Annotated in this window: 20 protein-coding genes and 1 riboswitch; of the genes, 10 read left to right on the top strand and 10 right to left on the bottom strand. The window is 70.8% G+C overall.

Going from position 1 to position 16,987, the window contains the following annotated elements; genetic code table 11:
- Positions 1-69: 69 nt before the first annotated feature.
- From ACLQ2R_RS31640 to ngcE, 6 genes are all read right to left on the bottom strand, one after another.
- Positions 70-603, bottom strand: a complete 534-nt coding sequence (locus ACLQ2R_RS31640; RefSeq protein ID WP_425964820.1) for a carboxymuconolactone decarboxylase family protein — start codon at positions 601-603, stop codon at positions 70-72.
- 263 nt (positions 604-866) lie between these two features.
- Positions 867-1,157, bottom strand: coding sequence for a 4a-hydroxytetrahydrobiopterin dehydratase (locus ACLQ2R_RS31635; protein WP_425964818.1), 291 nt, complete (start codon positions 1,155-1,157; stop codon positions 867-869).
- Positions 1,144-1,743, bottom strand: coding sequence for a hypothetical protein (locus ACLQ2R_RS31630; RefSeq protein WP_425964817.1), 600 nt, complete (start codon positions 1,741-1,743; stop codon positions 1,144-1,146). Before ACLQ2R_RS31630 ends, ACLQ2R_RS31635 begins: the two co-directional genes overlap by 14 nt.
- 215 nt (positions 1,744-1,958) lie before the next feature.
- A complete protein-coding gene (locus ACLQ2R_RS31625) occupies positions 1,959-2,852 on the bottom strand; it encodes a carbohydrate ABC transporter permease (protein ID WP_425964816.1) in 894 nt (297 codons plus the stop codon).
- Positions 2,852-3,763 carry a carbohydrate ABC transporter permease gene (locus tag ACLQ2R_RS31620; protein ID WP_425964814.1) on the bottom strand — a complete coding sequence of 304 codons (912 nt, stop codon included), beginning with the start codon at positions 3,761-3,763 and terminating at the stop codon, positions 2,852-2,854. The genes ACLQ2R_RS31625 and ACLQ2R_RS31620 overlap by 1 nt, the downstream gene beginning before the upstream one ends.
- Positions 3,764-3,769: 6 nt before the next feature.
- Positions 3,770-5,227, bottom strand: a complete 1,458-nt coding sequence (gene ngcE / locus ACLQ2R_RS31615) for an N-acetylglucosamine/diacetylchitobiose ABC transporter substrate-binding protein (RefSeq protein WP_425964812.1) — start codon at positions 5,225-5,227, stop codon at positions 3,770-3,772.
- A 329-nt stretch (positions 5,228-5,556) separates the two neighbouring features.
- On the opposite strand from ngcE, the gene ACLQ2R_RS31610 reads away from it, so the two are divergent.
- The 6 genes from ACLQ2R_RS31610 (at position 5,557) to ACLQ2R_RS31585 (ending at position 9,871) form a co-directional block, all read left to right on the top strand.
- A complete protein-coding gene (locus tag ACLQ2R_RS31610) occupies positions 5,557-6,204 on the top strand; it encodes a class II aldolase/adducin family protein (protein WP_425964811.1) in 648 nt (215 codons plus the stop codon).
- 4 nt (positions 6,205-6,208) lie between these two features.
- Positions 6,209-7,429, top strand: a complete 1,221-nt coding sequence (locus tag ACLQ2R_RS31605) for a DUF4032 domain-containing protein (protein WP_425964809.1) — start codon at positions 6,209-6,211, stop codon at positions 7,427-7,429.
- A 142-nt stretch (positions 7,430-7,571) separates the two neighbouring features.
- Positions 7,572-7,961 (top strand): roadblock/LC7 domain-containing protein, encoded by a 390-nt coding sequence (locus tag ACLQ2R_RS31600; protein WP_425964808.1) that lies wholly within the window; start codon positions 7,572-7,574, stop codon positions 7,959-7,961.
- A 4-nt stretch (positions 7,962-7,965) separates the two neighbouring features.
- Complete coding sequence (locus ACLQ2R_RS31595) at positions 7,966-9,048, top strand: DUF4388 domain-containing protein (RefSeq protein WP_425964807.1); 1,083 nt, start codon at positions 7,966-7,968, stop codon at positions 9,046-9,048.
- Between the two features lie 58 nt (positions 9,049-9,106).
- Positions 9,107-9,487 (top strand): roadblock/LC7 domain-containing protein, encoded by a 381-nt coding sequence (locus ACLQ2R_RS31590; protein ID WP_425964806.1) that lies wholly within the window; start codon positions 9,107-9,109, stop codon positions 9,485-9,487.
- Between the two features lie 12 nt (positions 9,488-9,499).
- Positions 9,500-9,871 carry a hypothetical protein gene (locus tag ACLQ2R_RS31585; protein WP_425964805.1) on the top strand — a complete coding sequence of 124 codons (372 nt, stop codon included), beginning with the start codon at positions 9,500-9,502 and terminating at the stop codon, positions 9,869-9,871.
- An 82-nt stretch (positions 9,872-9,953) separates the two neighbouring features.
- On the opposite strand, the gene ACLQ2R_RS31580 is transcribed toward ACLQ2R_RS31585, so the two are convergent.
- The 3 genes from ACLQ2R_RS31580 to ACLQ2R_RS31570 form a co-directional block, all read right to left on the bottom strand.
- Complete coding sequence (locus ACLQ2R_RS31580) at positions 9,954-10,835, bottom strand: alpha/beta fold hydrolase (RefSeq protein ID WP_425964804.1); 882 nt, start codon at positions 10,833-10,835, stop codon at positions 9,954-9,956.
- Positions 10,836-11,037: 202 nt separating this feature from the next.
- Positions 11,038-11,793 (bottom strand): hypothetical protein, encoded by a 756-nt coding sequence (locus tag ACLQ2R_RS31575; RefSeq protein ID WP_425964803.1) that lies wholly within the window; start codon positions 11,791-11,793, stop codon positions 11,038-11,040.
- 253 nt (positions 11,794-12,046) lie between these two features.
- A riboswitch (cyclic di-AMP (ydaO/yuaA leader) is annotated at positions 12,047-12,196 on the bottom strand.
- Between the two features lie 336 nt (positions 12,197-12,532).
- Positions 12,533-13,333 (bottom strand): DUF4253 domain-containing protein, encoded by an 801-nt coding sequence (locus ACLQ2R_RS31570; RefSeq protein ID WP_425964802.1) that lies wholly within the window; start codon positions 13,331-13,333, stop codon positions 12,533-12,535.
- A gap of 378 nt (positions 13,334-13,711) precedes the next feature.
- Here ACLQ2R_RS31570 and ACLQ2R_RS31565 point away from each other — a divergent pair, with 378 nt between their 5' ends.
- The gene (locus tag ACLQ2R_RS31565) at positions 13,712-14,659 is read left to right on the top strand and encodes a sugar kinase (RefSeq protein WP_425964800.1); all 948 of its coding nucleotides are present in this window, start codon (positions 13,712-13,714) and stop codon (positions 14,657-14,659) included.
- A gap of 114 nt (positions 14,660-14,773) precedes the next feature.
- On the opposite strand, the gene ACLQ2R_RS31560 is transcribed toward ACLQ2R_RS31565, so the two are convergent.
- The gene (locus tag ACLQ2R_RS31560) at positions 14,774-15,091 is read right to left on the bottom strand and encodes a hypothetical protein (protein ID WP_425964799.1); all 318 of its coding nucleotides are present in this window, start codon (positions 15,089-15,091) and stop codon (positions 14,774-14,776) included.
- A gap of 138 nt (positions 15,092-15,229) precedes the next feature.
- Between ACLQ2R_RS31560 and ACLQ2R_RS31555 the strand changes: the two genes are divergently transcribed.
- The 3 genes from ACLQ2R_RS31555 to ACLQ2R_RS31545 all read left to right on the top strand — a co-directional run bounded on the left by ACLQ2R_RS31555 (position 15,230) and on the right by ACLQ2R_RS31545 (position 16,862).
- Entirely contained in the window at positions 15,230-15,514 is a 285-nt protein-coding gene (locus ACLQ2R_RS31555; RefSeq protein WP_425964798.1) for a putative quinol monooxygenase, read from the top strand.
- Between the two features lie 163 nt (positions 15,515-15,677).
- A complete protein-coding gene (locus ACLQ2R_RS31550; RefSeq protein ID WP_425964797.1) occupies positions 15,678-16,394 on the top strand; it encodes a DUF998 domain-containing protein in 717 nt (238 codons plus the stop codon).
- Positions 16,395-16,478: 84 nt separating this feature from the next.
- Positions 16,479-16,862, top strand: coding sequence for a DUF427 domain-containing protein (locus ACLQ2R_RS31545; RefSeq protein WP_425964795.1), 384 nt, complete (start codon positions 16,479-16,481; stop codon positions 16,860-16,862).
- Positions 16,863-16,987 lie beyond the last annotated feature (125 nt).

Genomic DNA, 16,987 nt, shown 5'->3' with positions numbered 1-16,987 from the left:
AGGGTGTTGGCCGTTCCCGGCCACCCGCCTCGACGGGCGGCCGGTCAGGTCAGGTCGGGTCAGGTCGGGTCAGTGGCCGTAGCCCTCGGCGACGATGACCTTGGCCATCTCCGCGTACCCTGCGGGATCGTCGGGGGCGACCGTGGCCAGACCGTCGACGTAGCGGTTGAACATGCAGAACGCCGCCGCGATGAGCACGGTGTCGTGGATCTCGACGTCGGTGGCGCCCTCCGCCCTGGCGGCCTCGACGTGCTTGTCGGAGACCTCCTGCCCGCTCTGCTGCACGGCCGCCGCGATGCCCAGCAGGGCCTTCATCTTCGCCGGGATCGGCGCGCCGTCCGGATCCGCGCGCACCTGCTCGACCAGCGTCATCCCCTCGGGCAACTGTGCGGCGGCGAACGCCGCGTGGGAGGAGAAGCAGAACCGGCAGCTGTTCAGCGACGACACGTACGCCGCGATCAGCTCGCGTTCCCCGCGCGACAGGGTGCTGTCGCCGCGCAGCAGGACCTCCGCGAGCTGGTTGAGCGGCTGCGCCGTCTCCGGGCGGAACCGGAAGAGACCGATGATCCCGGGCTCGTCGGAGGGGAGGGCGATGTGGGGCATGGGTGCTCCCTGTGCTGAGGGCCGGAGAAGGAGAGGGTTCTCGTTCGTCCTTCACGAGGGGGGATCTCGTGAACGCCTTCATCGTTCGCGTGTCCCAGCCCGTCCGTCAATGGCATCTCTTGTCACCTTTGCCCCACCCGTCCCGTGAAGGTCTCCGTCCGGCCTTCCTTCTCTGCGGGAGACTCCCGGCCCCTCCTGTGCGGGAGACTCCCGGCCCTCCTGTGCAGGAGACTCCCGACCCTTCTACGCGGGAGACTCCCGGCTCAGGCGTGGGAGGCGGCTATCTCGTCGATGCGGGCGGCCAGCGTGAAGTCCAGCTCGGTCAGCCCCCCGGCGTCGTGCGTGCTCAGCACCAGGTTCAGGGTGCGCCAGCGGATGTCGATGTCGGGGTGGTGGTTGAGCTTCTCGGCCTCGACCGCGATCTCGTCCACGATGCGGATCGCGGTCGGGAAGTCGGCCGCGGTCACCGTACGGCGGATCTCGTCACCCTCGCGCCGCCACTCGGGCAGACCGGTGAGCCTGTCGCGCACCGCGGAGTCGTCAAGCAGATTCATCGTGACAGGAGATCATGCCCCCGGCCGGAACGCCAAGCCGGGGCGGGCTCCCGGCGCGCCGGGCCATGGCCAGGACGCCCCGGGCCATCGAGGTGGCGTGGCTGGCCCGGCCGAGAAGGGGCTCCAGCTCGGGCAGCAGGTCGGGCAGCCGGGCGAGGCTCCAGGCGTGCCAGTCCGACAGGCGGGTGCCGCCGCCGTCCGGGTCCTCGGCGCGGTAGGCGGCCAGGACCGGGCACTCCCGGTCGATGCGGAGCAGCCATCCCTCGATGTCGGCGTTGAGCGCGGCGATCCGGGAGGGGGCCGCGTGCAGCCAGCCGTCGTCGTCGATCCGGTCGGAGTCACCGGCGGCCGGGTAGGAACGGACCAGCGCGCCGTGCAGGGACAGGCCGCTGGAGACCATCAGCTGGCGTCCCTCGCACCAGTCGAGCGCCCCGCGCAGCGGGGCCGGGACGGCCTCGGCGATGGCCGCCCGCTGGGACGAGGTGGGTTCCCGGGCGAAGCGCACGTGGACCTCCGCCCACATGTAGTAGCCCGCCTCGCCCGCGCCGAAGAACGGGAAGGGGAAGTCCTGGTCGTGATGGGCCATGGTTCGGATGCTCCGCGGGAAGGGGACGGGAGTCGTTCGTGCCTATGAACGACTCCCGGCGCCCGTCCGGGGATTACCGGGCGGGACGAATGATTTGACCGGATCCGGTCATCCGAAGGTTCGCCGGACGTCCGTCCGGCACCCCGTCCGGCACCCCGTCCGGCACCCCGTCCGGCACCCCGTCCGACGACCGACGCGAGAGCCGACGTGACGGCTCACTTGACGGCGCCGGAGGTGAGGCCCGACTGGATCTGGCGCTGGAAGATGATGTAGACGATCATCACGGGCACGATGGCCATGCTCAGCGCCGCGAACAGGCCCGGCCAGTCGGCCTCGTACCCGGCGTTGGTGGAGATGTTGGCGACGCCCTGGGTGATGAGCCACTTGTCCTCGACGTTGCCGGTGAGCAGCACGATCGGCAGCAGGTACTGGTTCCACTGACCCAGGATGTTGAAGATCGTGATGCTGATCAGGCCGGGCTTGGCCATCGGCACCATGATCTGGAAGAACGTCCGGGTGTGCGAGCAGCCGTCCATCATCGCCGCCTCGGCCACCGAGGTCGGCAGGGTCTTGAAGAACGCCGACAGGAAGAAGACCGTGAACGGCAGCGAGTAGGCGATGTAGACCAGGATCACGCCGAGGTGGGTGTCGAGCAGGCCGAGGTTCTTCACCACGAAGAACAGCGGGACCAGCGCGAGGAAGACCGGGAACGTCATCCCCGACACGAACAGGAAGTAGATCAGCCTGTTGCCGGGGAAGGTGTAGCGCGCCAGCACGTACGCCGCCATCGAGCCCAGCAGCATGGTGCCGGCCGTGGCGCACGCGACCACGAAGACGGTGTTCAGCATGTACTGCCCGACGTGGGCCTTCTCCCACGCCCGCCCGAAGGCGTCCCAGCCGAACGAGGCCGGCAGCGTGATCGCGTCCCCGAAGATCTCGGTGTTGGTCTTGAAGGAGGACAGGAACGTCCACAGGATCGGGCCGACGATCAGGATCGCCCAGACGAGCAGTGCCAGGTGGGAGAGCACCCCGAAGGCGCCGATCGGGTTCTTCCCGCGGCGCTTCACGTGCGCGGGCGTGGCGGGCTTGTGAGCGGTGTCCGTGGCCATCAGAACTCGATCCTCTCGCGCCGGGTCACGCGCAGGGTGAGGGCGGCGAACGTGATGGTCAGGAAGAACAGCGCCACGCCCATCGCCGAGGCGTAGCCGAACTTGGAGAAGTTGAACGCGGTGCGCCAGATCTCCATCGGCAGCACCGTGGTGGAGTTGTCCGGCCCGCCGCGGTCCACCGAGAGGACCTGGACCAGGGCGAACGCGTCGAAGGCGGCGATGCCGAGGTAGACCCAGGCGACCTGCATGGTGTCCCACAGCAGCGGGAGCGTGATCCTGAAGAACAGGGTGAACCGGCCGGCGCCGTCCAGCGCGGCGGCCTCGAACACGTCGGTGGGGATCGAGGCCATGCCGGCCGAGAACAGCACCACGTAGAAGCCGACCGCCTGCCAGACCATCACCCCGATGATCGACAGCAGGGCGATGTCCGGGTCGATGAGCCAGCCGACCGGGTCGACGCCGACCTTGCCGAGCAGGCTGTTGAGCACGCCGGTCCCGTCCGGGCGGTAGATCGCCTGGAAGAGCACGCCGACGATGGCCACGGCCAGGACCTGGGGCAGGAAGAAGATCACACGGTAGACCTTCGAGCCCCAGATCCCGGTCATCCGGCCGCCGCGCTGCCCGCCGCCCAGGTTCAGCAGGAAGGAGAAGAACAGCGCGATCACAAGCGTGGCCAGCGGCATGACAAGCAGCAGAACACCGTGGTGACGCACCGCGGCCCAGAAGACCTCGTCATCGAGGAGCCTGGTGAAGTTCTCCAGGCCGATGAACCGGGGGTTCGCCGAGACGCCCTTCCAGTCGGTCAGCGAGATGTAGAAAGCCTGGACGTACGGGCTGACCACGAAGACCACGTAGAGGAGGACGGGCGCGGCGAGAAAGCCGACGATGAACGGGTACCTGCCCTGCCGCATCGCGGGCTACCCCGCCCGCTTCTGCTTGGTGATGGAGGAGTCGGCCTTGGTCTTGTCGGCGGCCTTCTGCACCTTCTCGCAGAACTCGTCGGCGGAGATGCGGCCGAACATCAGGGCGTTGGTCTGCTTGCGCAGCTCGGTCTCGAACTCCTTGTACCAGTTCTCGAAGCTGCTGAAGGTGACGATGTTCTGCCCGGCGGCGGTCTGCGCGGCGTTGACGCTCGCGTTGCCGGGGGTCAGCTCCATACCGTCGGCGGCACCGGTCACGACGGTGATGTTGCCCGACTTCTGGGTGAAGCCCTTGGCGCCCTCCTTGGAGAGCATGATGCGCAGGTACTCCAGGCCGCCCCGGGGGTTCTTGGCCTTGGACGGGACGATGTAGGCCTCGCCGGCGGCGGCGCGGATGGCCTCGAACGGCATCTTGTCGGCCGCGGTGACACTGGGGGTGGGCGTCAGCGCGTACGTGAACTCCGCGGGCGTCTGCCCCTTCTGCTCGTTCTCCAGCCAGGAGCCCGACGGGTACAGCGCGACCTTGCCCTGGTTCTGGCGGAGCTGAACCTCGGTGTGGATCAGGCCCTCGAAGGACTTGTCCATGTGCTTGCCGATCTCGGCCCAGGCGGCGGCGGACTGCTTCATGGCGTCGCGCTGCCAGACGCCGTCGACGAGGTTGTCGACGTCGACGAGGATCTGGTTGCCCTCGATCTTCGCGGCGGAGATGAGGATCATCCAGTACGCGTAGTAGGCGGCGTTCTTGCCGGCGTACGCGAACGGGGTGATGCCGGCGGCCTTGACCGTCTCGGCGAAGGTCTTGAACTCGTCGAAGGTCTTCGGCGGCGTCCAGCCCTTCTCCTCGAAGAGCGTGGCGTCGTACCAGAGGCCGTAGGTGGAGAGCACGTAGTTCATCAGGTACGGCTTGCCGTCGATGAGGCCGGACTCGACGGTGCCCGGCGAGACCGTGTCGCGCACCTTCTTGCTCGGGTCGTCGATCGAGGGGGCGTCCCAGAGCTCGGTGAGCTCCAGGAGCTGGCCCTCCTTCTGCAAGGAGCCGTTGTCGATCAGGTCGGTGCCGGAGTTGGCGATCATGTCGGGGACGTCGCCGCCGGCGAACCGGGGCTGCAGGGTCTGCGAGATCTGCTGGGTGGCGACGTGCTTGATCTGCGCCTCGGGGAACGCCTTCTTGTACAGCGGTTCGTGGACCTCGACGGCGTAGCTGTCACCGAGCCCGCCCTTGAAGATCACGACTTCCAGGGGCCCGTTCGCCGGGACGCCGAACGGGTTCTTCGCCGAGACCGCACCGCCCGCGGAGGCGGCCGGCGCGGCGCTGGAGGCGGGAGCCGCGCCACCGCCGGTGGCGCAGGCGGTGAGCAGCCCGGCGCCGGGGCCGGCGATCAGGGCGCTCATGCCGATCCGGCGGAGCATCTGCCGCCGGGTGATGTCTCCGGGCGTACCGGCCGAATGAGCCATGCGACCCTCCTGAACGGGGGATGAATTAGGAAAGTTTCCTAAACGTTTGCCCGAAGGTACGTACCCCTGAGTCCACCGTCAAGGGTCCCCGGCCGGTCTAGACCGAGCCGTGATGTCCCCGCGACCTATCCGGTAACCGTCGGGCGCCCAGAGGGCACGATCTCCTGACATAACAGCCCACGACGACCGATATTCTCCCGGTGACCGTTGACGTACGCAGGTCAGAGAGGTATAGGAGTCGTGTGCTCCGGCCGCCGAGGGGCGGCGGCCGGTCTAGACCAGATAATGCGGGTTTGCCGCCTGGTACCGCAAGCCCCTACTTTTGGGGCATGTTGCTGGCCGAGCAGCGCCGCCTGCTGTGTGAGTACGGCCACCGCGCCGCCGCGGCCGGTCTCGTGGTCGGGACCGCGGGAAATCTCAGCGTCCGCGCGGGCGATCTGGTGGCGGTGACGCCGAGCGGCGTCCCCCTGGACCGGCTGGAGCCGGACGCCTGCCCCGTCGTCGACGTCGGGGGGCACCTCGTCGACGGCGACCTGTCCCCCTCCTCCGAGACCCCCATGCACCTGGCGGTCTACGCGGCCACCGGCGCCGGTGCCGTGGTGCACACCCACTCGGTCTTCGGCACCGTGGTCGCCACCACCATGAGCGAGCTGCCGCCGGTCCACTACAACGCCCTGCTGCTCGGCGGGACCGTCCGCGTCGCCGGCTACGCCACCTACGGCACCCCCGAGCTGGCCGCCTCCGTACGGGAGGCGCTGGCCGGGAAGCGCGCCGCGCTGATGGCCAACCACGGCGGGGTCACGATCGGCGACGACCTGGACGGGGCCTACGAGGCGACCCGGCTGCTGGAGTGGCTGTGCGAGGTCTACGTGCGGGCGAAGGCCGTCGGCGAGCCCCGCGTGCTCACCGAGGAGCAGCTCGCCGACGTGGTCCGGCGCGCCTTCGACCCTCCCACCTTCCCCCGTCGCGAGGACTGACCCGATGCCCCTGCAGCTCACCGGCGCCCCGAGCGATCCGGACCTCCTCCGCCTGCCCTGGGACGTCCCGCTGGAGAGGTGGCCCGAGCACCGCCTGGTCTCCCTGCCGCGCGGCATCTCCCGCCACGTGGTGCGTTTCACCCGGCTCTCGGGCAGGGTGTACGCGATCAAGGAGATCAGCGAGTACTACGCCAAGCGCGAGTACCGCCTGCTGTGGGACCTGTCCAGGATGGACACCCCCTCCGTCGAGCCGGTGGCCGTGGTCACCGGGCGGGCCGACGCCTCGGGCGAGCCGCTCGACTCGGCGCTCATCACCGAGCACCTGCAGTTCTCCCTGCCCTACCGCGCGGTCATGTCCGGGACCGTGCGGCCCGAGACGCTCAACCGGCTGCTCGACGCCCTGGCCGTGCTGCTGGTGCGGCTGCACATCAGCGGCTTCTACTGGGGCGACTGCTCGCTGTCGAACATCCTGTTCCGCCGGGACGCGGGCTCGTTCGCCGCCTACCTCGTCGACGCCGAGACCGGCGAGCTGCACCCGATGATCAGCGAGGGTCAGCGGCTGTACGACATCGAGGTGGCGCACACCAACATCTTCGGCGAGATGCTCGACCTGGAGGCGGGCGGGCTGCTGCACCCCACCATCGACCCCGAGCGGGTCGCCGACTCCATCTGCGAGCGTTACCACCGCCTGTGGGGCGAGCTGACCTCCGACGACATCATCGAGGAGGTCGACTGGCACATGATCGACCAGCGGATCCGCCGGTTGAACTCGCTGGGCTTCGACGTCGCCGAGATGATGGTCCGCCGCAAGGCCGGGACGGGGCGCCTGATCGTCCGGCCCAAGGTCGTGGACGCCGGCCACCACCAGCGCAGGCTGCTGCGCCTCACCGGCCTGGACGTGGAGGAGAACCAGGCCAGGCGGCTGCTGAACGACCTGGACTCCTTCCGGGTCTCGGTCGGCCTGCGTCACGAGGACGAGGCGATCGTGGCCCACCGCTGGCTGGCCGAGGTCTTCCAGCCCACGGTGCAGGCCGTCCCGCAGGAGATGCGGGGCAAGCTGGAGCCGGCGCAGTTCTTCCACGAGGTGCTCGACCACCGCTGGTACATGTCGGAGGAGGCCGGGGCCGACGTCGGCCTGCCCGCCGCGGTGGATTCTTACGTGAAGAACATTCTTGTCTTCAAGCCGGACGAGAAGGCGCTCATCACCGGCGATTCGGAGGAATGATTCTACCCGGGGTACGTCTTTTCCCACCCGGTTAATGAATCGTATGCCTTTTCCGGCCAAATCCAGCAATGGGCCGGAGTATTCCGCCGCCTTTCCCTACGCTGTCCGGACGACGCATGACATCACCGGCGAGGGAGATCGCGTGCTCGGAATCGAAGACTGCCTGACCGAGGTAATGGCCATCCCCGGCGCCCTGGACGCGATCCTCATCGACCAGACCAGCGGGACGGCCGTGGCGGCCGGCGGCGCGAGCGGCCCCACCGGCGTGGACGACCTGGAGAGGTCGGCCGCCGGCCTGAACGAGACCCTGCGCGCGACCCTGGACGGGCTCGCCGTCGTCTCCCCTGGCGGCACGGTGCGGATCGACGACATGATGGTCACCACCGACGGCGGCCACCACGTGCTGAGGCCGCTGGAGACGCCCTTCGACGGACCGCTCGTCATCTACGTCAGGCTCGACCGGGAACGCTCGAACCTGGCGCTGGCCCGTCACCGGCTCCAGGTGCTCTCCGGCCGCCTGACATCGACGTGACCCCGTGCCGAGCGTCGAGAGCGTCGCCGGCGTCCTCACCGGGCTCGCCGCCGACCGCGCCACCGGCTCGCTCCGCCTCGGCCGGGCGGGCGTCCTCTACCTCACCGGCGGGCGGGTCACCTACGCCCAGAGCACGGCGGCCCCCCGGCTGGAGGACCTGCTCGTCGCCGGCCTCGGAGTCCCCGCCGGGCTCCTGCGGCAGCTCAGGCGCGCCACCGGCGAGGAGCCCGTCGAGAACAGCGACTCCGGGGAGAGCGGGGAGTCCGGGGAGGGCGGGGACGGAGAGCGGCGGGCCCGCGGGCCGCTGCTCTCCGGTGGCGAGCGGCTGGTCGCCACCGGCCTGCTGACCAGGGGCGAGCTGGAGTTCTGCGTGCTGAGCGCGGTGCTCGACGCCGCGTACTTCCTGCTGGGGGCGGCCACGGGCAGGCCCCGGTTCCGGCCCGGGGAACGGCACTGGCTCGGGCCGCAGTGGCACGTCGAGGTGACCGGCCTCCTGCGGGAGTGCGAGCGGAGGAGGGAACGGTTGGAACGGACCTGGCCGTCGGCGGAGCTGGACACGCTCCCGGTCGTGCCGCTGCGTCGCATCCGCGCCCAGCGGGTGATGCTGAGCCCGCTGCAGTGGGAGGTGCTGGTCGGCGCGGACTCCTCCGCGACCCCGGCCGAGCTGGCCCGCAGGCTGGGCCGCCCCGCCTACTCGGTACTGCTGGCCGTACGGCAGCTCGCCTCCTCGGGCCTGCTCCAGACCCCGGCCCCTCCGTCCCCGGGTTCCGCGGCTCCGGGTCCGCCCCCGGCCCCTTCCGGCGCTCCGGTCCCTTCCGGTGTTTCGGCCCCTTCCGGTGTTTCGGCCCCTTGCGGTGCTTCGGCCTCGGCCGGGGCGCCCACCGTGACCGCCGGATCCGTCGTGAGCGCCGCGCCCGGTGCGTCCGGCGCGCCGGACCCGCTGCCCAGGCGGGCCAGGGGCGCCACGGAGATCCCTGCCCCGGCGGGTTCCTTACGGACGCCGGAGTGGCTGCCCGGGGCGAACGCGGACCCGGCCGACGTGAACCTGCTCATCCGGCTCAGGAACGCATTGGAGGCACTCACGTGATCCCGGTTCGACGCCGATGAGGCTGCGGACGCCGAAGCCGATCGGAAGGAGGGTACCGGTGGAACTGCGCGAGGAGGTACGCCGCGAGATGGCGCTGCTGCGCGAGCGCATCCCCGACGTGGACGGGAGCATCGCCAGCAGCGTCGACGGCCTGACCGTGGCCAGCGACCTGAACGGCGAGACCGAGCAGATCGGCGCGCTCTCCTCGGCGTTGCTGGCCCTGAGCCGGCGGATGACGGGCATGACCGGCAAGGGCGCCTTCGAGGAGACGCTCATCTCCGGCACCAACGGCTACGCGGCCCTCTACACCGCCGGCCCCACGATCGTCCTCACCGTGCTGGCGCGTCCGGGGACCAACCTCGGGCTGCTCAGGCTGGAGGGCAGGAGGACGGCGGCCCGGCTGGCCGCCATCACCTCACACACATCGACACCCCAGTGAGCGGAGACACGAATGAGCAGCATGGACATCTCTCTCAAGGAGATGATGGCGATCGACGGTGCCATCGGCGCGGTCATCGTCGACTACGGCAGCGGGATGGCGCTGGGCGCGCTGGGCGGTTCCAAGGATCTCGACCTCCAGGTGGCCGCGGCCGGTAACACCGAGGTCGTCAAGGCCAAGATGCGGACCATGGAGTCGCTCGGTCTCAAGGACGGCATCGAGGACATCCTCATCACGCTCGGCACGCAGTACCACGTGATCCGCCCGCTCACCGGCCGGGGCGGCAAGGGACTCTTCCTCTACCTGGCCCTCGACAGGAACCGGTCCAACCTCGCGCTCGCCCGCCACACCCTCCGGAGCATCGAGGAGAAGATCGAGGTCTGACCTCCCGCGGCCTCCCGGGCCGGGGTACTGGCCGGGCGGGTGCCGACGCCGCCGGCCCGCGGTACGGCGGGCCGGCGAGGTCTCACCGCGCGGGGGCGGCGGCCTGCTCGGCGGAGCCGGTGAGGTCCTCGATCGCGTCGGCGAAGGAGGCCCAGAGCTCGCGGGGCAGGTCGTGGCCCATGCCCGGGAAGGTCAGCAGGCGTGCGCCGGGGATCGCCTCGGCCGTGGCGATCCCGCCGGAGAGCGGGACGAGCTGGTCGTCCTCGCCGTGCAGGACGAGCGCCGGGACCGTCAGCCTCGCCAGCAGCGGGGCACGGTCCTCGGAAGCCATGATCGCGGAAAGCTGCCTGGCCGTGCCCGCAGGGTCGTAGGCCCTGTCGTAGCTCAGGGCGGCGACCGCCGCGATCCGCTCGCGGTCGGCCGGGTAGCCGGGCGACCCGATGACGTCCCAGGTCGCGACGGTCCGCCGGATCGCGGCCTCGCGGTCCGGCGAGGGCGGCGACATGAGCGCCGCCATCGCGGCCTCCGTCGGGGGCGCCGCCCGCGGGCTGGGGGTGGACATGATCGAGGTGAGGCTGCGCACCCGGCGCGGGTGTCGGATCGCCAGCGACTGCGCGATCATCCCGCCCATGGAGACACCGGCCACGTGGGCCGAGTCCAGGCCGAGCGCGTCCAGCAACCCGGCGGCGTCGTCGGCCATGTCGTCCAGCAGGTAGGGGACCCGGCCGTGCGGGCCCGCTCCGGGCGCCCCCGCCTCGTTCAGGTGGGTGCTCTCACCGACGTCGCGGTTGTCGAAGCGCACCACGTGATGCCCGCGTCCGGCCAGCAGACCGCAGAACTCCTCGTCCCACTGGATCATCTGGGAACCGAGTCCCATGATCAGGAGGAGGGGTCGTCCCTCCGGTGAGCCGAAGGTGTCGTAGGCGATCTCGATGGCGTTCGCCCGGGTCCGCAGAGTCGTCATGGCACTCCTTCTGTTGAGCCTGCGAAACAGAATGCCATTCTGGAGAGAATCCGGCGCCGGCGGGTGGTCCCGGACCGGCCGGGGCGACCGGTCCACCGGACCCGGCCGTCGGAGCCGGGCACGGCCCCGGTCACGAACCCGGTAACGGACCCGGCCATGGACCGGCCGGGAAGCGGGTCGCGAGCCGGGTCACCGGACCGGGTCACCAGACGACGGCGCCCGGCTCCCGCACGGTCCATCCGGGGGCCGAGAGGGCGTCGGCCGTGACCTTGGGCTTGGCGGACGACGACGCCGGGGCGGCGCTCAGGCGCTCGGTCTCGACGGGCTTCTGCGGGCGCCCGGACTTGGCCAGCACGGTCTGGGGCGGCGCGGCCGGGTTGGCGTCCTTGCGACCCCAGGCGCCGGTGGAGAAGGCCACGGGGTGGTTCTTCCTGCCCACGCCGTCGCCCCATCGGGTGATGACGTACTCGACGTCGATGTGACCCATGCCGCCGTTGCCGTCCACGCCGAGCGTTCCGGTGTTGAACGTGCCGCCGGTCAGGTCGGCGAAGGTCTTGGCGTCGAGGTCGAGCATGATGCCCCGGTTGGAGGGCACTCCGGGACCGCGGTCGCCGACGAAGAACTTGGCCCGCTTGCCCTTGTAGAGGATGTAGCCCTCGGTGAGCAGCGGCCAGCTCGGACTGGCGATCATGCCCTTCTGCATCGGCCTGCCACTGGCCGGCAGGCCGGTGTCACCGGCGCGGCCCGAGGAGTCGTCCCAGAAGTAGGAGGCCGTGGTGGATCCGTGGAGCAGGACGGCCTCGACGCCGTCCTCGGGGCCGGCCACCGCGGGGGCGGTGGCGGCGAAGCCGGGGCTGAGGGGCGTCGCCGAGGCGACACCGGCGGAGGCCAGCACGCTCACCCCGGCGAGGGTGGCGGCGGCCAGGCGGTTTCTGCACGTGCCGAAAGAAAGACGCATGGGGGAAAGGCTCTTTCGCGAGGGAACGGGGCTACCGCGTGCGACACGCCGAAAAGGGGTGCACGGGTGATGGCGCGCTCATCGGAATGGGGACGTAACCGGATGAATCCAGTCGTTACGTAGAGCGCTACCGGGAGGTGCCGCGATCAGGCGCGGCGCGAAAGCTGTGGGGGACGGGGGGCGGGGGAAGGCTTCAGGGGGTCGGCGCGGACAGGGGGTGCACCGACGCGGTGACGCGGTCATCCATGAGGGGGTCTCCTCTCCATCTCGTCTACCGGGTTAGCTGACGGGTTCGGGCGGTGGAGTTGCCCTACCGCCGCATGTTCTCGGCGGATTCACCCCGGAAATTGGGTCCCCGGTTCCCGTGGCCCTGAGGGCTCTCGGGATTCGACGCCGGCCGATCGCTCCCTCTTGTGAAGGGCGGGTCACCGGCCGATAACAGGGGACACTACCCACCTAAACCAGACAAAGCAAAGCAAAGGCCACGAAAACCCTATAAGATCTACCTAGTTGGCAAAAAGTCCCCTAAAGCACTCAACATCTGGGTTCGCTCCAGCGCACGCCTCGTCGGCCCGCACCCCCGTGCGGCACGGGGATGCCGGGCATGCCGGGAACGGCGGACGCGGCAGGGGCACGGTAAAGGCACGGCGGGAACGGCAGGCGTGCGGCGGGGACGACCGGGACGGCACCCATGACCACGCGTGACGAGGGCGGCGGGGCCTCCGGCCCGTCCGGCGGCTCAGTCCCACCAGAACGACCAGGCGTTCCTGCCCTTGATCTGCTCGGCGTAGTCGATGAGGGTCCCCGCGCCCTGGACGATGCTGTCGGGGCAGAACGTCCAGTGCTCCGCGGCGACCTGCAGGGCGTGCTCGAAGGTCGTCGGCGGGGCCGCCACGCTGACGTCGAGGGTGTTGAACCCCATCCCCACCACCCGCACCCCGAACCTGTCCTCCCAGCTCCGCACGACGGCCGCGAGCGGGACCATCCACTCGTTGTGGTTCAGCGCGCCCTGCCAGCCCATGACGGCGAGGGCGTCGGCCCCGCGCTCGACCGCGACGAGCCCGAGCGGCGTCCTGCGCTCGGCCACCAGCCCCGCGTACCAGTCGGCGACCACCCCGGGGTCGGCGGCGGGCCTGCCGGCCGGCGCCGGGCCGGGGCACTCGGGGCCGAAGGGGTCGAGCAGTTCGAGCTGGTCGACGTGGGCCCTGGAGATCCAGTCGGACCACACCTCGGCCATGAACGCGTCCACGCGGTAGTTGTCGATCTCGGCGGCCGCGTCAGGGGCGATCTGACCTGCCGACCAGGGCTGGACGGAGTCCTCCAGCAGCACCGGCCACAATCCCGACCGCCCGTGCTCGGCCCGCAGCCGCGCCCAGTACTCCCCCGAGACCGTGACCTCGCTGAGCCAGAAGGCCGGACGGTGACGGATGGCGAGCTGAGCGTAACCGGGGTCGGGCCAGACCAGCTCACCCGGCGGCAGGTCCACCGAGAGCCTCCGGCCCTCACTCCCGCCGATCCCGTCGGCTCCGTCAGCGAACAACTGGCTCAGAACGGGCGGAAGCTTCCCCTGCTCGCAATCGTTCATCTCTACCGATCCGATCCTGACCACGGATCAATTTTGGCCTGTCAAGCACCCCGAAGGACAGTTGTGCCCTGGACCGAGCAAAAATTATCGGTACGGGACGAGCCGCGGAGCGCGGGGCCCGGCGCGTGAACCCGCCCTTCCGGCCCCGCCGGCGAAGAAGATCGGCGCCGGTCGGCCGCCGCCGGACACGGGACGTTATGCTGCACAGTGGCCGAAAGAAAGCGCTATCCACTCCCCTGACCTGGTATTCGACGTACCGGATCGTGCCGGGAGACCCGACGGGCCGCCGGGCACGGCCGGCCACCGGCCCCGCTGCGTGAGGAGCCCCCTTCCATGACCGACCTGGTCACGCTCGGCGAGAGCATGGCACTGTTCAGCGCGCGGCGCACCGGCCCGCTCAGGCACGCCCGCGACTTCGGGCTCGGCGTCGGGGGCGCGGAGTCCAACGTGGCCATCGGCGTCTCCCGCCTCGGCGGGCGCGCGGCCTGGATCGGCAGGGTGGGCGACGACGAGTTCGGAGGGCTGCTCCGCTCGACGCTGGCCGGTGAGGGCGTCGACGTGCGGGGGATGCGGGTCGACCCGGACGCGCCCACCGGGCTGATGGTCAAGAGCAGGCGCACGGCCGAGGCGGTGGACGTGCGCTACTACCGCTCGGCGAGCGCCGGTTCCCGGCTCTGCCCGGCCGACCTGGACGTCCCGATGATCCGTTCGGCCCGCGTGCTGCACGTCACCGGCATCACGCCGGCGCTGTCGGCGTCCGCCGCCGACGCGGTGCGGGCCGCGATCGCCGAGGCCCGCGACGCGGGCGTGACCGTCTCGATGGACGTCAACTACCGCCGGGCGCTGTGGGCGCCCGCCGAGGCGTCCGCCGTGCTGAAGGAGATCGTCCCGGGGGTGGACGTCGTGTTCGCGACCGAGGCCGAGGCCCGCCTGGTCGTCGAGGGCGACGACCAGCTCGCCCTGGCCCGTGCCCTGTCCGAGCTCGGCCCGCGCCACGTCCTCGTCAAGCGCGGCTCGCTGGGCGCGATGGAACTCTCCGACGGCGTCGTACGGCACGCCGAGCCGCACCGGGTCACCGAGGTCGACCCGGTGGGCGCCGGGGACGCCTTCGCGGCCGGGTGGATCGCCGAGACCCTCGCCGGGGCCGGTCCCGAGGAGCGCCTGGCCACAGCGTCGGCCGCCGGGGCATTCGCGGTCACCGCCGACGGCGACTGGGAGAGCCTGCCCCGCCGCTCCGACCTCGGCCTGCTCCGCCCGTCCGGCGACGCGGTCAGCCGCTGACGACGCCGTTTCGCTGACGACGCCGTTTCGCCGACGGCGTCGTTCTGCCGACGGCGTCGTTTCGCTGACGGCGCGGTCCGGTCGGCGGACCGTTCGACGGCTCCTGAGGCACCCCTACGGTTCGAAGATCACCAAGGGGTGCCTCCAGGACATCTCCAGCACCGTCCGGCACACCTCACCGGCCCGGGGGAAGACCGCGCTCATCAGCACGAAGTCCTCCCCCACGCTCAGCGGCTCCGACCACGGCGAGGTCGCGTAGTTCTCGGCGGTCAGGTCGGGGAAGACCGACGTCAGCTCCTCGTAGAAGGCCGCCGTCTCGGGGCTCGGCTCGCCGCAGGCGACCTCGCTCCCGCTCCGGACGAGGTAGCGGCGAAGGGCCTCGTCCGCGCTCAGCGGTTCGGCTCCGAGCCAGACTCCGAGATCGAAACTCACGCTCTGCCCCCGCCGTCCTCGTCTCCACCGCGCCTGCCCGGCCGTCGGATCCTACGTGCCCGGCAGGCGCCTGATATGCGCGACCGCGCGATTGCGCGTGCCGGTGGTTCTGTCGGTGGCGGGCCGTACCGTGACGGCATGATCATTGTCTCAGGATGGCTCCGTGTCGATCCCGACGCCCGTGACGACTACCTGAAGGGATGCGTGAGCGTGGTCGAGCAGGCCCGCGCCGCGTCCGGCTGTCTCGACTTCACGCTCGGCGCCGACCTCGTCGAGGCGGGCCGGATCAACGTCTACGAGCGGTGGGAGTCGGAGGAGACCCTGGAGGTCTTCCGGGGTTCCGGGCCGAGCGACGACCAGTCGGTGGCGATCCGCGACGCCGACGTGGCCCGCTACCAGATCTCCGAGGTCGGCCCCGCCTGACCTGCCGGAGAGGGAGCGCGGAGGGAGCGGGGGCCGCGACTCGCGTCACGGCCGCGCCTGTCCGGCGGGTGGATGCCGCGTTGTTGCGGGGCATCCGGCATCTCCGCCCGGATATCGGGAACGTCCGCCTGGACATCCTGGACATCTCAACACAGGAGGTCCGATGCGCCGCCCCCCTGCGAAGAGCGCGACCCCGGCGCGACGCGCCACCCTCCCCTACCTGTGCGGAGCGGTCAGCGGACCGCTGTTCGTCGTCGCCTTCCTGATCGAGGGGGCCACCCACACCGGCTACGACCCGATGCGCCACCCGGTCAGCTCACTGTCCCTCGGCCCGTACGGATGGACGCAGGTCGCCAACTTTCTCGTCTCCGGTCTGCTCCTGCTGGTCTTCGCCCTCGGCCTGCGCCGGGACCTTCGCGCGCCCGGACGGCGCTCGACCTGGGGTCCGCTGCTGCTCGGGGCGTCCGCGATCGGGTTGATCGGCGCCGGTGTCTTCCCGACCGACCCGGTCGGCGGCTATCCGCCCGGCACACCCGCGCACGGCGTCTCCACCTGGCAGGGACGGCTCCACGACGTGCCGTTCTCGTTGCTGTTCTTCGCCGCGCTGGCCGCCGCGTGCTTCGTGTTCGCGCGCCGCTTCGCCGGGTGGGGCGAGCCCGGCTGGGCGATCTGCTCGGCGGCCGCCGGGCTGGTGTTCATCGTCTCGTTCGTGCTCGCCGGGACGGGGTTCTCCAGGGAGGGGAACTTCGCCGCCCTCGGTGGCCTGCTGCAACGGATCTCGATCACGACCGGCTTCTGCTGGGTCGGCCTCCTGGCCCTCCACCTGCCGCGAACCCTTCGGGGTTCCGTACCGGCACGCCCCTCCGCAGGTCTCCCCTGAGGTGTTCACCGCGAGGAGGGAGGGGAGCCGATGCTCCGAAGGCGGGCTGCGGCAGACTGGTCGTGAGAGAAAGGGGTGCCCGCCATGACCGCCAAGCCCGTTCTGCAGCCCAGCGCCAAGCATCCGATCACGATCACGGAGAACCCGGCCCGGATCGTCGTCTCGGTCTCCGGCCACGTGGTCGCCGACTCGCGGCGCGTGCTGACGCTGCAGGAGGCCTCGTACCCACCCGTTCAGTACATCCCGATCGACGACGTCGACCGCTCGCTGCTGGAGCGGACCGACACCGCCACCTACTGCCCGTTCAAGGGCGACGCGAGCTACTACAGCGTGACGGTGGACGGCAAGCAGGTGGTGGACGCGCTGTGGGTGTACGAGTCGCCGCACCCGGCCGTCGCCGAGATCAAGGACCACGTCGCCTTCTACCCCGACCGGGTCGACTCCATCGACGAGCGGCCGTCCGCCTGACCGCCTCCCGGTAAGGGGGCCGGGGCCGCTCCGGTCCACCCGCCGGGGGGGGGGGGGGGGGGGGCCCGCCGGGGGGGGGGGGGGGCCCGCCCCCGCCCCCCCCCCCGCGCGCCGGGGCGGGGGGG

Origin of the sequence: Streptosporangium sp. DT93 (assembly GCF_049844535.1) — a bacterium.
Taxonomy (GTDB): Bacteria; Actinomycetota; Actinomycetes; order Streptosporangiales; family Streptosporangiaceae; genus Streptosporangium.
Note: the sequence above shows the minus strand (reverse complement) of the source record. Positions and strands in the feature narration are given on the sequence as shown.

What these genes read in the sequence shown, in the direction of transcription:
- ACLQ2R_RS31585 (WP_425964805.1), top strand. Translation starts at nt 9,500, where the DNA reads ATGAGCAGCATGGACATCTCTCTCAAGGAGATGATGGCGATCGACGGT.
- ACLQ2R_RS31555 (WP_425964798.1), top strand. Translation starts at nt 15,230, where the DNA reads ATGATCATTGTCTCAGGATGGCTCCGTGTCGATCCCGACGCCCGTGAC.
- ACLQ2R_RS31630 (WP_425964817.1), bottom strand. Translation starts at nt 1,743, where the DNA reads ATGGCCCATCACGACCAGGACTTCCCCTTCCCGTTCTTCGGCGCGGGC.
- ACLQ2R_RS31640 (WP_425964820.1), bottom strand. Translation starts at nt 603, where the DNA reads ATGCCCCACATCGCCCTCCCCTCCGACGAGCCCGGGATCATCGGTCTC.
- ngcE (WP_425964812.1), bottom strand. Translation starts at nt 5,227, where the DNA reads ATGGCTCATTCGGCCGGTACGCCCGGAGACATCACCCGGCGGCAGATG.
- ACLQ2R_RS31620 (WP_425964814.1), bottom strand. Translation starts at nt 3,763, where the DNA reads ATGCGGCAGGGCAGGTACCCGTTCATCGTCGGCTTTCTCGCCGCGCCC.
- ACLQ2R_RS31625 (WP_425964816.1), bottom strand. Translation starts at nt 2,852, where the DNA reads ATGGCCACGGACACCGCTCACAAGCCCGCCACGCCCGCGCACGTGAAG.
- ACLQ2R_RS31565 (WP_425964800.1), top strand. Translation starts at nt 13,712, where the DNA reads ATGACCGACCTGGTCACGCTCGGCGAGAGCATGGCACTGTTCAGCGCG.
- ACLQ2R_RS31635 (WP_425964818.1), bottom strand. Translation starts at nt 1,157, where the DNA reads ATGAATCTGCTTGACGACTCCGCGGTGCGCGACAGGCTCACCGGTCTG.
- ACLQ2R_RS31550 (WP_425964797.1), top strand. Translation starts at nt 15,678, where the DNA reads ATGCGCCGCCCCCCTGCGAAGAGCGCGACCCCGGCGCGACGCGCCACC.
- ACLQ2R_RS31575 (WP_425964803.1), bottom strand. Translation starts at nt 11,793, where the DNA reads ATGCGTCTTTCTTTCGGCACGTGCAGAAACCGCCTGGCCGCCGCCACC.
- ACLQ2R_RS31580 (WP_425964804.1), bottom strand. Translation starts at nt 10,835, where the DNA reads ATGACGACTCTGCGGACCCGGGCGAACGCCATCGAGATCGCCTACGAC.
- ACLQ2R_RS31605 (WP_425964809.1), top strand. Translation starts at nt 6,209, where the DNA reads ATGCCCCTGCAGCTCACCGGCGCCCCGAGCGATCCGGACCTCCTCCGC.
- ACLQ2R_RS31610 (WP_425964811.1), top strand. Translation starts at nt 5,557, where the DNA reads ATGTTGCTGGCCGAGCAGCGCCGCCTGCTGTGTGAGTACGGCCACCGC.
- ACLQ2R_RS31545 (WP_425964795.1), top strand. Translation starts at nt 16,479, where the DNA reads ATGACCGCCAAGCCCGTTCTGCAGCCCAGCGCCAAGCATCCGATCACG.